This window comes from Rosistilla ulvae (assembly GCF_007741475.1).
Taxonomy (GTDB): domain Bacteria; phylum Planctomycetota; class Planctomycetia; order Pirellulales; family Pirellulaceae; genus Rosistilla; species Rosistilla ulvae.
The window spans coordinates 7,258,881-7,272,762 of the sequence record NZ_CP036261.1 but is presented as its reverse complement, the minus strand read 5'-3'; the positions used below and the strand labels follow the sequence as shown (position 1 = coordinate 7,272,762).

Sequence of the window (13,882 nt, the reverse complement as noted above, 5' to 3'; positions counted from 1 at the left end):
ACGTTTATGGGACTGCTGGATAAAATTCAATCGCTGATCGGCAAAAAGAAGACGGAAGAGGGAGATTCCGACGCCGCTGTGGCTCCGGCGAGCAAGCGGACCAAGGGGAGCAACAGCCTGGACGTCGAAGCCCGCTTTGAGCGGATGCGGTCGGCCGTTTCGGGGACGATGAGTAACTTCATCACCGCCCGGGATCGGCAATACAACCGCGTCGTCGGGCTGAAATTGTGCGACGCCGAAAAAGTAGCCACCTTCGAAGCCCGCTTCAAAGGCCTCAAGAAACCGATCGAAGGGGCGATCGCTGTGCAAATGCAGCACCCCAACGTTGTCGAGACCTACGAATATGGCACCACCAAGCAGGGGCAACCCTATCTGGTGATGGAATATGTCGACGGCCCTGGGCTGTTGCAGGTCATCCAGACGCGGAAAGAAGAGACCTTGGCGGGGAAGCGTTTATCGTTGATCCGACAGATGGCCGAGGGGATGAAGTACGTCCACGAGAAGGGGTTCATTCACCGCGACATCTGCCCTCGCAACTTCATCTGTTCCGCCGACATGGAGCGGGTGAAGCTTATTGATTTCGGTTTGACCGTTCCCGCGTTGCCCCCCTACATGCAGCCGGGCAACCGAACCGGGACGCCTCTTTATATGGCACCGGAAATCGTTCGCCGCCGGCAGACCGATCAACGCGTCGACGTGTTCGCCTTTGGCGTTTCGATCTACACGTTGTGTGCTTTCGATTTTCCTTGGCCGGTCAACGACACCACCGGCAAAGCGGCGCTACAGCACGACACCCATCCGCCGACTCCGATTTTGGAGTTCCGCCCCGATCTGAATCCTGTGCTTGCGACGGCGATCATGCGATGTATCAGCCCCAACGTGCAGGACCGGATGCCATCGATGGAAGCCTTCTTAAGGCAGATCAAAGGGGTCAGGTCGGAGCAGAAGTCGGCGACCTAATTCGAAACCGGGCTCGCAAACCGGTGGACTCATGAGTTCCCCAACCGGCAAACTTGGGGACGATTCGGGGGCGGCGAGTCGCTGTACAGCTGGTAATTCGCTCATTCGCTGCAACCACACCCCCTCTTGCGAGGCATTTTGGGATTCGTGGTTTAATGTTTGAATCATTTTCTGGCGCTGACTATACTTCAAACGTGCTTCAATATTTGTCCGGTCCTAACCTTGTCTGTCGTCCAATTCTCGTGCGACCTGACGGGCAAACTCGGTTCGCTCCGTAACGTGTAGGGAAACCTTCCATGACCTTTCTGGGAAAGATATTTTCAGCGCTGATTTTTGTGCTCAGCATGAGCTTCTTGTTGCTCGCCATCATGGTTACCGCAACGCACAAAAACTGGCGCGACGCCGCAATCAATCCATCGACCGGTCTCAAGCAGATGGTCGAAGCGAAGGAGCGGGGAATCAAACAGTTGCAGGAGTCGTTGACTCGTGCCGAAGTCGCGTTGGCTCACGAGCGAGCTGCTCGGCGGACCGCGCTTGCGGCGCTGCAGACCGAAGCTTCGGAGCTGAAAAGCAACCTGCAGAATGCGGTCAGCGAAGTTCAGACGTTAGAAGGTTTGAAGACTGCGTTGACTCAAGAGGTCAACACGCAGACTCAAGAATTGACTCGTCTAACGACCGAGAACTCCGACCTGCGGATGCAGATTCGCAAGGAACGCGAAGATCGCGATCAATTGTTCTACACCGCCGCTCGGGTCAGCGATGAACTGAACGCGACCAAGGGTGTCGTTTCGGAGATGCAAGAACGCAACGGTCAATTGATCGCTCAGAACACTCGTTACAAAGAAGTGATCACGGCAGCGGACATCAACCCCGAGGATCCGATCGACAACGCTCCGCCCAAACGTAATGGCGTCGTCTTGTTGGTCAGCCAGCCCAGCCGTTTGGTGCAGGTTTCGATCGGTTACGACGAAGGCTTGCGAGAGGGACATTTTCTGGAGGTCACGCGCGGTGGCAAGTATCTGGGACGGCTGCGTGTTCGCAAGACCGAACCGAATCAAAGCGTAGCTGAGATCCTGCCCGAGCTGCAGAGCGGAATCATGAAGGAGGGCGACCGTGTCGACACAAGCATCAAATAGCGTCAAGCAGAAGCAAGCGTTAAGTGTTTATACGGTGATGTTGATCTGCAGTGCTTTGGCCCTGTTTATCGCCTGCATCCTGCTGTATTACGAACTCAAGGCCTACGGTGATTTCCCTTATTGGAACACTCGCGACGCTCAACCGGCATCGGCATCGATCGCCCCCGTCCTACGGACCTTCTTGGCATAGCCAGCTGGCATATTGCTAGCAATTCTTCCTGCACTGCCAATCGGTAAACTGTACCGATTGGCAAAGTGGCGACCTTGGCAGAGTGCATTTTATCTGCCATCTGAATTGGATTGATTGCGTTGTCTTGCATCGCGTTCCGATCAAATCCGCATAGTGCGAGCGACAACATTTGAGGCCCGCCATTCAGGTCCATCCGCTATCTCAAGCGATGTGTGTCAGGAGGTAAACGTGCCACGTTTATCGATCATTATTCCGCTGCGATCCCATTCCGAAGACTTCGAAACCACATTGGTTTCCGTGCTGGAGAATCGTCCCGATGATTGTGAAGTGATCGTTGCCCACGACGGCAATTATGAAGACCCCTTTGAACTGGCCGGTGAGGTTTGTTTTGCTGTCGGTAACGACTGCACGCTGCTGAACCTCGTGCGGGCGGGCAGCGAAATCGCCACCAGTCCAATCGTTCACGTGTTGGCAGATGGCTTTCAAGCCACCTCCGGCTGGACCGATTCGATCGACGAAACCTTTGCCGATCACGACGTTGCTTGCGCTTCGCCGTTGGTTTGCGACATGGACGATCACGATCTGATCCTGGCTGCCGGTTGGACCACCAATGCGCTGCGGTTGCGACGTCCGATCGCCCACGGTGCGACGGCGGTTGGTCGCTTGGAAGCAGACCGGATCAGCGGACTGTTTCTGGCTGCATCGTTCTGGAGAGTTTCGGCGCTCCGGCAGTGCTTAAAAGCCAGTTCGGTCGCCACCGCAGTCGACTTCGAAGCCTTCGCATCGCGGTGGGTGAAGAAGGCGGCTTACGATATTCAGATCGCTGGCGAATCGCGAGTCACGACGTACGAAGATGCCGTCGAGATCGAGAGCGTTGGATTCCGCACGGGATATCAATTGCAATCGGCTGGCCCAGCCAGCGGTGCCGCGGCAACGATCGGTTTTGCGATGCTGTCTTGTTTGACTCAGCCGCATCGGTTCGGAACCTGGACCACGGCAGCAGGCCGGGTTGCAGCTTCGATCTTGGCCGGCAAGCGTCGCCAAGAGATCGATCGCGATCTGCGAAAGCTTGCCTCGGCGTCGATCGAATCGCCCCAGGCGTTCGTGGAATCCCAGCCGCAGACGCTGGCATTCCCCGTCTCCGAACCGCTTCGCCGCGCAGCGTAACGCTGTGCCGTTGGCGGCGGACAAATCAGGGTTTCCATTTGAGGTATCAGCCGGCACGCGCTAGCGTCCGGTTCGCTTGGACAGCCGGCACGCTAACGCATGCCGGCTGTTTGTCGGTCGATCTGCCAGCGTGTTTGCTCTCCGCTGGCGATCTGTCTCACCCGGATCGATTCAAGCGTACCGATCGTGTACGGCTGCCATTGTGTCGGTGGTGTCTTGTGTAGGTGACCTGCCAACGCTGCGATCGGGCCGCTGTGCGAGACGGCGATCAGAGTTTTCGGTCGATCGTGGCCAGATGGATTCAGTTGTTCGCTGAACCACTGGGCGACGCGCGCTTGCATCTGGGAAGTGGTTTCGCCACCGGGCGGTCGATAGTGATCGGGATCTTCGATGAGGCCATCGAAGTTGTCGGGATCGCTCGCGTAGGCGGCGTCCCAGGTTTGCCCCTGCCAATCTCCGTAGTCGCGCTCTCGCAAGCGATGATCCTCGATGCAGGGAACTGCGCCGCCGTACGCTTGGGCGATCTCTTCCGCCAAGAATCGGGTGCGTGACAGGCCGCTGTGGAAGATGACCGACGGGTGAAAGCGTTCGCTCAGCTGTCGAGCTGCCTGCCGAGAGTCGCTGTATCCCTGTTCGCTCAGCGAAACATCCATCGCACCGTAACAGATCCCTTTCCACTGCGGATCGACGGCGCCATGACGCACCATGATGACTTCTTGAACGATCGTTTCTTGTGGGACTGTCATCTTGCTGCAGATCCGATCGTGACAACAAGTTGAATCAGGAATCCGCTGGCCCCCAATAAGTCGCCTGTGGTGCCGCCGATCCGCCGCATGATCTTGCGACGAAACAAAATCAGGGTTATCGCCGATACCAACATCGAAGCTGCGGCGCACGAAGGGGACAACATCAACCAGGCACTCCAGAAAGGAAGGCTCGCCAGGGTGGCTGCGATGACTGTCTTGAGAGTCTGCGAACCGGCGACATCTCGGGCTTGCGAAGCGCGATCGTCGATGGGCGACGTCGTGGCCATCATCACAACGATCGCGATCCGTCCGATCGCTGCCGCGGCGACGATGGCAACGATCGACCAACGGATGTCCGTTTCTCCCATCGCAGCGATCGCCGCGGCGCGGGCTCCCACGCCGGCAACCAATGCGATGGTTCCATAGGTCCCCAGCCGGCTGTCCTTCATGATTTCCAGGACTTGGTCTCGCGTCCATCCACCACCCAACGCGTCACACGTATCGGCAAACGCATCTTCGTGGAACGCGCCGGTCAGCAATGCTTCGAAACCAACCGCGACCAACGCGGAAACCAACGCGGGGACTCCGGCCAGCAGGAGAGTCGCAAAGGTCACTGCCGTGAAGAGCCCGACGAATCCGCCGACGATAGGAAAGAAGAGGACCGATCGGCGAAGGGCCAGCCGGTATTGGTCGCTCGAAAGCTGTCGCTGACGAAAAATCGAAACGCGGGTCAGGAACTGAACCGCGATCACAAAGCATTCCCACAGCGAACAGGCTTGCCGATCGCTGGATTGCGTTGGTTCTGACATCACAGGTCCAGCTCGCCGAGGGTGGCCATCTCGCATAGCATTGCCGCGGCAAGATCCAGGATCGGCAATGCGGCGATCGCGCCGGTCGCCTCTCCGAGCCGCATTTGCAAATCGAGGATCGGCGTCAATTGCAACTTGGCGAGCGCCGCGGCGTGCGCAGGCTCGGTCGACCGATGACCGGCGATCATTTGACATCGCGTTCCGGGATGGATCGCATCGGCCAGCACCGCCGCCGAGGTCGCGATCATGCCATCGATCAATAGAGTCCGGCCAGCTTGGGCGGCTCGAGCGTAAAAGCCCGCCAACGCGACGATCTCCAATCCGCCAACTTCGCATCCGATTTGTTTTGCGTCGGGCGTTCCCATTCGCCGTACCCGCTCGATCGCCGCGATGACGACCTGCTGTTTTTGAGAGAGCTGTCGATCGTCGAGTCCCGCACCGCGGCCGACGATTTCAGCAACGCTTGAATCGATCTGCGACTCGCACAGCAGGCCGATCAAACAGGTTGCCGACGTCGTGTTTCCAATCCCCATCTCGCCGCCGATCAGAACCTGGCAGTTCTCGGCGATCGCCGCTTCGGCTCGTTCGACGCCCACGGCCCAAGCGTGGTCGAAATCTGCATCGCCCATCGCCGGCTCACGCATTAGATTTCCCGTCCCGCGTCGACCGGCGTTATCCCGCAGGCATGTGGTGGAAACGTCGTCCTCGTCGCTGGGGGCGATCGCTTGCAACAGACCGACGTCGACGACTTCGTAGCTCGCATCCAACGACCGCGCGAAAACTCCGCTGGCCGTGCGATGGGATTGCATCACCTTGACCACGGCGCCGGTCACTTCGCTGGGCCAAGCTGTGACGCCTTCGCAGGTCACCCCATGGTCGGCGGCAAAGACCGTCACCTGCCGTGGACGCGTTTGAGGTTGCAGCGTTTGTTGGGTTTCGCAGAGCCGCGTTGCCGCGAATTCGATCATCCCCAAGCTCTCGGGCGGCTTGCACAGTTCGGCAAGCCGCGATCGGATGGCGTCGCTGTCGATGTGTGGATGGTTGTTCGTCATGTCCGATTCCCATTAGTTTTTACGAGACGACGCAGTTGCAAAAATGCGCCGAGGATCATCAACAGCAACGCGATGCCAACCACCATGGCGACGTTCCGATTGGTTTCTTGAGAGGCTTCAGAGGCCGCGGGCTCCGGTCGCAGTTCCTGTCCCTGAACGAACTTCGTCGCTGCGGGCGGTTCGACTTCGGGAGCCGCTGCTGCGGCGTCCACTGTCGGTTCGGGCGTTGCAGAGGGCGCGTCGTTTTGCGACGGAGGAGCCGCGGTGTCGGCGGCCTGCTGCGTCGGCGAAAACTGTTGTGATACGAACTGCTGCACCTGGCGATTGCTTTCGATCAATCCGCTGGCTCGTGCCGCTTGGTCGTAGGCTGCAAAGAGTGCCTGTTGGGTTTCCGAGTCGGGTTGCCAATAGTTCAACCGAACGGCATCGACCATCCGCTCTAAGACCTGAGCCAATGCGTGATGGTTGTGTTCTTCAAGCCACTGCCGCGTTCCGAGTTCATATTGATCGTTCACATAGGTATCGAGCATCGCTTGCCATTGGTCTTCTCTTACCGATTCGGGCGATGTGACTTGCCAGCCCCAGAGGAATTGTGTCGCTTTGAGGACTTGCAGTGTGCCGCTGTAACCCTCGGCCTGTTGAGCTTCGATCCACTGCGGGTGCAGATACCGCGTCTGCATCTCCTTGGCGATCGCGCTGGCGGCGGAATCGAGGATGATTTCGGATTCATCTCGCAAATTTTGTACGTAAAGCTCGGGTGATTCTCCGCCGGCAGCGCGTGCGGCCAGAGCGAATCCGCCGAGATAGGCAAATGGGTCATCGCTGGTTAAGACGCCGTAGGTGTGGGAAGATCGCGAGAGAAAGGCGGCATCTACGCCAGCTAGCTGCTTGGCAAACAGCTCCGACGCCGCGACGCCATCGAGCCCATCGCCGTAGGCGTATCCCATGCGATCTACGAACAGCCGCGCCATTTCCGCGTCGCCACCGTTGGCTTGCTGATATTCCCAGAGGTCGCTCGCATAGGCGGCGTCGTTTAGTCCGGTGCCGTAGTTTCCCGATTCGTTGGAGAAGACGCGGGCGGTCGACTGGCGGTTCGCTTCCTCGTCGGAGACGCCTTCGGCGATCAATTGTTCTCGAAGCCAGCGGGCATGGTTGGCAACGAAGTTCGTCGCCGATTCGTCGCCGTCAGATTCGGTTTTCGGCGACTCATGATTTGCCACCAACACGACAGCTTCGTCGATCCACTTCATCAAGTGAGGGAACTGATCGCGGTACGATCCGGTGACAGTCATCAATACATCGATTCGCGGCCTCCCAAAATCTGAATCGCTTACCAATTCGATCCCCTTCATTCGTCCGGTGTCGTCCCACCGTGGACGCACTCCCAACGCATGAAAAATTTGCGATTCCATCACGCCGTGGTGCCGCATCGTTTCACCAGCCCACATTGTAAATGCGATCTGTTGCGGGTAGGCATTCTCGTGTCGCAGGCGATAGTCGGCGATCCAGTCGTCCAAGACGCCGACACCGATTTCCCAAGCCTGCCGCGTAGGGACGCGAGAGGGATCGAAACCGTATAGATTTTTGCCGGTCGGCAGGCTGTCGGGATTCCGCACCGGATCGCCTCCATAGCTCGACGGAACATGTTGGCCGTCGAGTGCGGTGATCAGGGCGGGGATTTCGTTGTTGGTTGCCAACAACGCATCGAGTCGCTGCGCTTCGAGGGCGAGTTCGAGAAGTACGTCTGCGTCCAACGTTTTCTCCGCAGCGCGGTTCGGGACCGAGGTCTGCTTGCTGGAATCGAGGTTGTCGATCATTCGCAGGTCCAACCGGCTCGCCGCATCCGCATCCTGCAACGCCATCCGCAACCAACGCGCCGGGCGCGAATTGCCGACCTTGGCCGCATCGAGCAAGAAGACCTCGTCGATATCTTCACCCAACGCATCGATCAACCGCTTCCTTAACATTTGCATCACCATGCCAAACCGGCGCTCTCGATCGGGCACCTGCCCCAGTACCGCCAGCCCTTGCGGCTGTGCCGTCTGCGCGATGTCGTCCAGGTAGGGATGCAGCACTTCCATGAATTCTTCGAAGTGGTCGGCGATCCGATCGGTCGACCAGCCGAGGTCGCGATCGAGCTTCTGCTCGGCGAACCAATCGACAAGCTGTTTCTCCATCTGCTTGCGAACCGGCCCGTCGGCAATGGTTTCCCAGTCGTGCATTAGGTCGTGCATCTCGTGCAGCCCCGGTCGGAATCCGGCTGGCGAAAACATCGGTGTCATGTGGCTGATCATCACCGCACCGGAGCGTCGCTTCGCCGTTGTCGCTTCCCCCAGGTTGTCCATGATGTAGGGATAGACGTTTGGCAGCGAGCCGAGTGCAAGCAGCGGATCGTCGTCGACCGACAGTGCTCGTTGTTTGCCGGGAGCCCATTCGAGTGTTCCATGCGTGCCAAAATGGACGACCGCGTCGGCCCTCCACTGTTGTCGCAAGTACAGATAAGTCGCCAGATATTTGTGGCTCAGCGGGACCGTCGAGTTGTGATTGATCCGCTGCTTCCGCAGTTCGGCCTCCGTCGCCGCAGTCACTTCATGGCGGAGCGGTTGTGGGATCACGTGGATGTTACCCAGTTGGACGCCGGGGATCACAAACCCGCTATCGCCCGATTCGGTGCGAACGGCCGCAGAGCGTGGATCGCCCCAGTGGTTCTCGATGCGGTGCCGCGTCGGGGCCGGCAATCCGTCGAACCAGGTTTGGTATTCGGCCAGCGGCAGGAAGCCAGCCTTGCCGGCGGCGTGCTGCGAAATCAAGGCGTCTGAATCGTAGAGTGCTCGCAGCGACGTTTGGACCGCCGACGTGAGGCTTGATTCATCGATTGTCTCGGTCGTATATCCCGCCTGTTTCATCGCGGCGATCACGTTCACCAGACTCTTGGGAACATTGAGGAACGAGGCGCCGAAGTTGTTTTCGCCTTGCGGATAGTTGTAAACCATCATCGCGATCCGCCGCTCGCCCCGCTGACTTTGTTGCAGTCGGCAGATCGCCGCAGCGCGATCGGCCAGGGCCGCGATCTGTTGATTGATCGGTTGGAGCAAACGCGTGTCGGCGTTGCGAGCCGAAATCAGCATTGGGGCAATCATGCCCGCCAACTCGCTCGACGCGTAATAATAGGAGATATTGGCCATCGCCAGCCCATCGTCGCTGGCTCGCCATTGCTCTGCATCGCGATTCAGTGAAGGCAACGTCTGCATCACCGGCACGCCGATTTGGTCGATTTCGGCCTTGCGTTCGGCGGGACGGAAGATCAACGCCGCATTGATGATCAGGTCGGCGAAAGGCTTCGCTTCTCCATCCTTATCGCGGCAAGTCATCTCGGTAAACAGTTGGCTGTTCTGTCGCGGCCCGTAAAATGCATAGCCATTGATGTCGCGCTGCTTCAGAGCCAATAGGATCGCATCCAACCAATCGGTATCGCCCGAGGAAAGGGTGGCCGAATTGATCGCGATGGCGACGATCGGCTTGGCATCGCCGGCCAGCTTCGACTGGATGACTTCGCGACTGGTTTCGATCTCGGTCCAGTCGGGGTGATAAAATCCCTGTTCGGGAAACGCGATGGCGGCGGGCAGATCGGCGGCGGGGGGGTTGCTGAGATCGGTCGCCAATGCCGCCATTAGAAGAAGCGTGTTGCCGTCGCCTCCGTATCGGTAGTACTGCCGAATCCGCGCGGCGGTCTCGTCGGAAACCTTGTGTTGGCTTTTCAAAGAGGCCGCCTGCATCAGCTGCCCGCGACGCACGCGATCCAGTCCCGGCACCAGGATATAGGGCAGATCGGACTTCTCGATGTCCTCCGCCGATTTGGAAACGATCGGCGTCAGCACACTCTCATGAGCAACATCCAGCAGGATCAAGTCGGCCCGTTCGATTTCCGCTCGCAGCGTATCGGTGTCAGCTGAGTCCGCTGCCAAAAAACGCAAATCGACGGGGGCCTCTTTCGCCGCCGATTGCAGCGTTGCGATCTGCGCCGGTGAGATCAAATAGGAATGCAGGACCAGCACCGACTTGTCGTCTTCGGCGGCGATCGCTTGCCGGTTGGATGCCATGCAAAGGACCGTCGCCAACGCGATGACGACGATTGAACAGTTGGACAACCAGGGGCGTCGAGCGTTTCGTAAAACCAAGGAGCACCGTTCTGTTTGTGAATCGTAGCGTGACAACCGAGAGCCTTTGAGTGCGAAGTGTCGAATGAAATCGTGTACTGACGAGGTTATCATTTCGATGTGGTTTCGTTGTCCGAGGGTGTTGATCGGGGGACGTAGACCATCGATCCGTCCTTCATGCGATAGGCGGTGCCGGCTTCGGTGCCGTTTCCTTCGGATGACAGTCCCGTCGATTGAAAGCGTGTCAGCTGTTCGCCTTGTTTGACGATGATCTCCATCGTCGGTTTCCCTTCATCGCGGATGAGGGTGAAATCGCCGCTCGCCAATTCGGCTAACGGATGGTTCATCAGCGCGATCATCAGAATCGCCAACGCGACCAAAAAGACATCGACCAAGTTGATCGACGAGAGCATCGGATCGCTGTCGTCGCTGCTGAGGATTTGTAGACGGCGTCGGTTCATGTCGATTCCAGATCGCTGGTTTGAGATTCCATCCAATGCGTTAATTCCTGCATCAACCATCGCCGCCGGACCGTGTAGATCGCAAACGTGATCGACGCCGCGACCAGCGCGATGATCACTGCTGCAAACGCGCCCCCCATGCTGTTGGCGGTGATTTGCGACTGCCCCGACGACACGGCGGCAAGCGCAGGCCCAAGAGGGATCATCGTCGCGACAAGTCCCAGCATCGGTGCGATCCGGCTGCACAGTCGCAACCCTTCCAGCTCGCGAAGGACGAGAAGTTCCATCGATTCGAGCGAACCGGTTGCATCGGTCGGCACGACCCAATGCCGCTGCGGCAGCCGCAGTCGCAGGAACGCTTCGATCAGGAAGCCGCCGAGTTTGAACAGGGCGTAGGCAAACGCGAACAGGACCAGCAGCAGCACCGGCCACCAGAACAGTTGTGCCATGTCGAACAACAAATTTTCGATCGATGTCATGAATGAGTCCACAATTGGTTTGTCTGCATGCGTTCTTCCCATCCGGCAAGCTCAAGCGTGGGAATCTCTTGGGCGGGACCGCTCGGGTACCCTAAGCACAAATAGGCGATCAGTTGCCAGTGATCGGGGACCGCCAGGATCTTACTGATTCGTTCCGGTCGGAGGATGGAAACCCAGCCGACGCCTACGCCGTCGCAGCGGGCTGCCAGCCAGAGGTTTTGGATTGCCGCGACGACGGAATAGACAACCGTTTCGGGCATCGTTTGCCGCCCCAGCCCACGCCCTTGCGACGGTTCGGGGACAACAAAAATAGCGAGCTGTTCGGGGGCTTCGCGAAGGCCGGCAAGCTTTAGTTTTTGATACTGCTGGCGTTCGGCATCCTCGTATCCGCTTGCTGCCGATTCGTTCTGCAATTCAAATTCCGCCAAGACCCGCTCGCGAAGCGATGGTTGATCGACCGACATGAATCGCCACGGTTGCGACAGCCCAACCGACGGTGCCATGCAGGCCGCCTCGATCCATTGAGCCATCAGCTGTTGGGCGATGGGGTCGGTACGGAAGCGTCGAACATCGCGTCGCAGACGAAACAGTTGGTGCAGCTGGGAACGAAAATCGTCTCCCCAAGTCGGCGCACTGCCGGACTCAACCGCATCGCTTGGCGTCGTGGCAGCTAGCGGTCGACCATCGATCGCGGCGAGCAAACGGTCGGTTGCCGAAGCGTCACCGATCGCGATCCGGACATGCTCGGGAAGGCCAAACGAAGTGCAATCACGCACCAGGACTCTGCTTGATAACAACCGATCGCGAAAAGCCGTGGCATCTCCTATCGGCAGCATGAAGAAACCGGTCTCGCTGGAAATTGGATCGTAGCCGCGTTGTCGAAGTTCACCGATCAAACGCGTTTGTTCGGTTTGTAGACGCTGCATCGCGGCATCGTAATGGGGCTGCGACATGAGCGCGGCGACGCCGGCGGCTTGCGCCAGTTCGTTGACCGACCAAGGGATGCGTCGCGCGGTCAACGCTTGGATCTGCGGCTCCGATGCGACCAGGTATCCCAATCGCAGACCAGCCAACGCGTGCGACTTGGTCATCGAACGTAGGACTATCAAATTTGCGGCTTCGTTTCCGACAAGACTCTGCGTCGACACGGAGAAGTCGATGTAGGATTCGTCGACAACAAAGGTCGTTTGCGGACAGGACTCCACCCAATCTTGGATCACCGATGCGTCGACCGCTTGTCCCGTCGGATTGTTGGGATTGCAAATCCAGACAAGACGCGGCGACTGACTTTCCAGATCGTTCTGGATCGCTTCGGTGGGAACTGCAAACGCTTCGGACGCTTTCGAACGCACTTCATAAGTAACCGCACCAGCGAGCCGCGATGCCCGCGCGTATTCTGAAAAAGTGGGGCCGACCATCATCGCGCGGTCGCTGGAATTCAACAGCGTGCTGGCGACCAAGTGAATCAGTTCGCAGCAACCGTTCCCCGCCAAGATGCGATCGGTAGGGATCTGGTGTCGCGCTGCCAGCGCATCCAACAACGGACCACAATCGCGATCGGGGTAGTGCGAGAATTGGGATGTCTGGATCGCATTTTTGACGCGTTGCGGATGGTCGACAAACAACAGGTTGCTGCTGAGGTCGAGCACATTTCGCGGATCGATCTGGCGTGCTTTGAGTTCGTTCGAATCGATGCCACCGTGGTGCTCTTCGCCAGTCGATGCTGGGGACGCTTTCATGTAGTGCTCCTGGATGGAAGGAACATTGCGATCTGACAGGATGCGGATGCGAGAATCACGGCAAGCCAAACCGTGCGCCGGAACAAGACCAGCATCTGGGAGATGTCAGCACGAGTTGGCGGCGGGAATTCCCAACCCAGCCGATAATGGTTTCGCTTCTCGAGGCAGACCTGCAGCAGTCCCGCAGCGACGCTCATCGGATGCCCTGCGTTGGGGCTGGCTGTCGCGCGGGCATCGCGGAGCCACGTTTTTAATGCCGACGACGCTTCGCGGCGAAATGGATTGTTCGCAACGATCATCAGAACCGCGGTGATGCGTGCGGGGATCAAGTTCAGGAGATCGTCGAAGCGAGCAGCTGGTTTTCCGAGCCACTCCAATTCCGTTGTGCGATAACCCAACATCGCATCGCAGGTGTTGGCAAAGCGATAGATCAAAACGCCTGGCAAACCAGCGGTAACATAAAAGAAGAGCGGGGCGACAATCGAATCGGATGTATTCTCTGCGACCGATTCGATCGCGGCGGCCGATATCTGCGACGCGGATAAATGTTCGACGTCGCGGCTGACCAAGTGATAGGCGAGCTGCGTTCTCGCCCGCGGAATGTCCTCTTGGCTGAGTGCCTCGAAGACCGATTGTCCAGCACGATAGAGTGCCGAAATGCCGAAGCACGATTTCAGCACCAACGCTTGCACCAACACGACGATCACCCAGGCGAACGGTTTTTGGAAAAATTCCCCCGCGATCATTCGCGAGCTTCCGACCTGGATGATCCAACCGACCAGTCCAACCAGACAGGAACCGACGACAACGATTGCGATGCCCCACAAAAAACGGAGCTTGTTGCCGTGACGATCAGTGCTGTCGCCGGGGCATCTCTTTTTCGCCCATGCGATCAGCGATCCCATCCAAACCACAGGGTGGAAGCGGTTGGGCGGTTCGCCCCAACGAACGTCCAGCAAAACAGCAATCAGAATTACAAACATCGG

General features: G+C 58.4%; 12 protein-coding genes. 4 read left to right on the top strand and 8 right to left on the bottom strand.

Going from position 1 to position 13,882, the window contains the following annotated elements; genetic code table 11:
- Nucleotides 1–6 precede the first annotated feature (6 nt).
- From EC9_RS25615 to EC9_RS25600, 4 genes are all read left to right on the top strand, one after another.
- Entirely contained in the window at nucleotides 7–960 is a 954-nt protein-coding gene (locus EC9_RS25615; RefSeq protein WP_145348819.1) for a serine/threonine-protein kinase, read from the top strand.
- A 296-nt stretch (nucleotides 961–1,256) separates the two neighbouring features.
- Complete coding sequence (locus EC9_RS25610; RefSeq protein ID WP_145348818.1) at nucleotides 1,257–2,096, top strand: hypothetical protein; 840 nt, start codon at nucleotides 1,257–1,259, stop codon at nucleotides 2,094–2,096.
- A complete protein-coding gene (locus EC9_RS25605; protein ID WP_145348817.1) occupies nucleotides 2,074–2,286 on the top strand; it encodes a hypothetical protein in 213 nt (70 codons plus the stop codon). The genes EC9_RS25610 and EC9_RS25605 overlap by 23 nt, the downstream gene beginning before the upstream one ends.
- Nucleotides 2,287–2,514: 228 nt before the next feature.
- Nucleotides 2,515–3,453: a glycosyltransferase family A protein gene (locus EC9_RS25600; RefSeq protein ID WP_145348816.1), complete on the top strand. Its 939-nt coding sequence runs from the start codon at nucleotides 2,515–2,517 to the stop codon at nucleotides 3,451–3,453.
- A gap of 92 nt (nucleotides 3,454–3,545) precedes the next feature.
- On the opposite strand, the gene EC9_RS25595 is transcribed toward EC9_RS25600, so the two are convergent.
- The 8 genes from EC9_RS25595 to cbiB all read right to left on the bottom strand — a co-directional run bounded on the left by EC9_RS25595 (nucleotide 3,546) and on the right by cbiB (nucleotide 13,879).
- Nucleotides 3,546–4,199 carry a histidine phosphatase family protein gene (locus EC9_RS25595; protein WP_145348815.1) on the bottom strand — a complete coding sequence of 218 codons (654 nt, stop codon included), beginning with the start codon at nucleotides 4,197–4,199 and terminating at the stop codon, nucleotides 3,546–3,548.
- Nucleotides 4,196–5,008, bottom strand: a complete 813-nt coding sequence (locus tag EC9_RS25590; protein ID WP_218934453.1) for an adenosylcobinamide-GDP ribazoletransferase — start codon at nucleotides 5,006–5,008, stop codon at nucleotides 4,196–4,198. Before EC9_RS25590 ends, EC9_RS25595 begins: the two co-directional genes overlap by 4 nt.
- A complete protein-coding gene (locus EC9_RS25585) occupies nucleotides 5,008–6,060 on the bottom strand; it encodes a nicotinate-nucleotide--dimethylbenzimidazole phosphoribosyltransferase (protein ID WP_145348813.1) in 1,053 nt (350 codons plus the stop codon). Before EC9_RS25585 ends, EC9_RS25590 begins: the two co-directional genes overlap by 1 nt.
- Nucleotides 6,057–10,208 carry a cobaltochelatase subunit CobN gene (gene cobN, locus EC9_RS25580; RefSeq protein WP_218934452.1) on the bottom strand — a complete coding sequence of 1,384 codons (4,152 nt, stop codon included), beginning with the start codon at nucleotides 10,206–10,208 and terminating at the stop codon, nucleotides 6,057–6,059. Before cobN ends, EC9_RS25585 begins: the two co-directional genes overlap by 4 nt.
- A gap of 119 nt (nucleotides 10,209–10,327) precedes the next feature.
- Complete coding sequence (locus EC9_RS25575) at nucleotides 10,328–10,678, bottom strand: DUF2149 domain-containing protein (RefSeq protein WP_145348811.1); 351 nt, start codon at nucleotides 10,676–10,678, stop codon at nucleotides 10,328–10,330.
- Nucleotides 10,675–11,157 (bottom strand): MotA/TolQ/ExbB proton channel family protein, encoded by a 483-nt coding sequence (locus EC9_RS25570; RefSeq protein WP_145348810.1) that lies wholly within the window; start codon nucleotides 11,155–11,157, stop codon nucleotides 10,675–10,677. The genes EC9_RS25575 and EC9_RS25570 overlap by 4 nt, the downstream gene beginning before the upstream one ends.
- The gene (gene bluB, locus EC9_RS25565) at nucleotides 11,154–12,896 is read right to left on the bottom strand and encodes a 5,6-dimethylbenzimidazole synthase (RefSeq protein WP_145348809.1); all 1,743 of its coding nucleotides are present in this window, start codon (nucleotides 12,894–12,896) and stop codon (nucleotides 11,154–11,156) included. The genes EC9_RS25570 and bluB overlap by 4 nt, the downstream gene beginning before the upstream one ends.
- A complete protein-coding gene (gene cbiB, locus EC9_RS25560; RefSeq protein ID WP_218934451.1) occupies nucleotides 12,893–13,879 on the bottom strand; it encodes an adenosylcobinamide-phosphate synthase CbiB in 987 nt (328 codons plus the stop codon). The genes bluB and cbiB overlap by 4 nt, the downstream gene beginning before the upstream one ends.
- Nucleotides 13,880–13,882 lie beyond the last annotated feature (3 nt).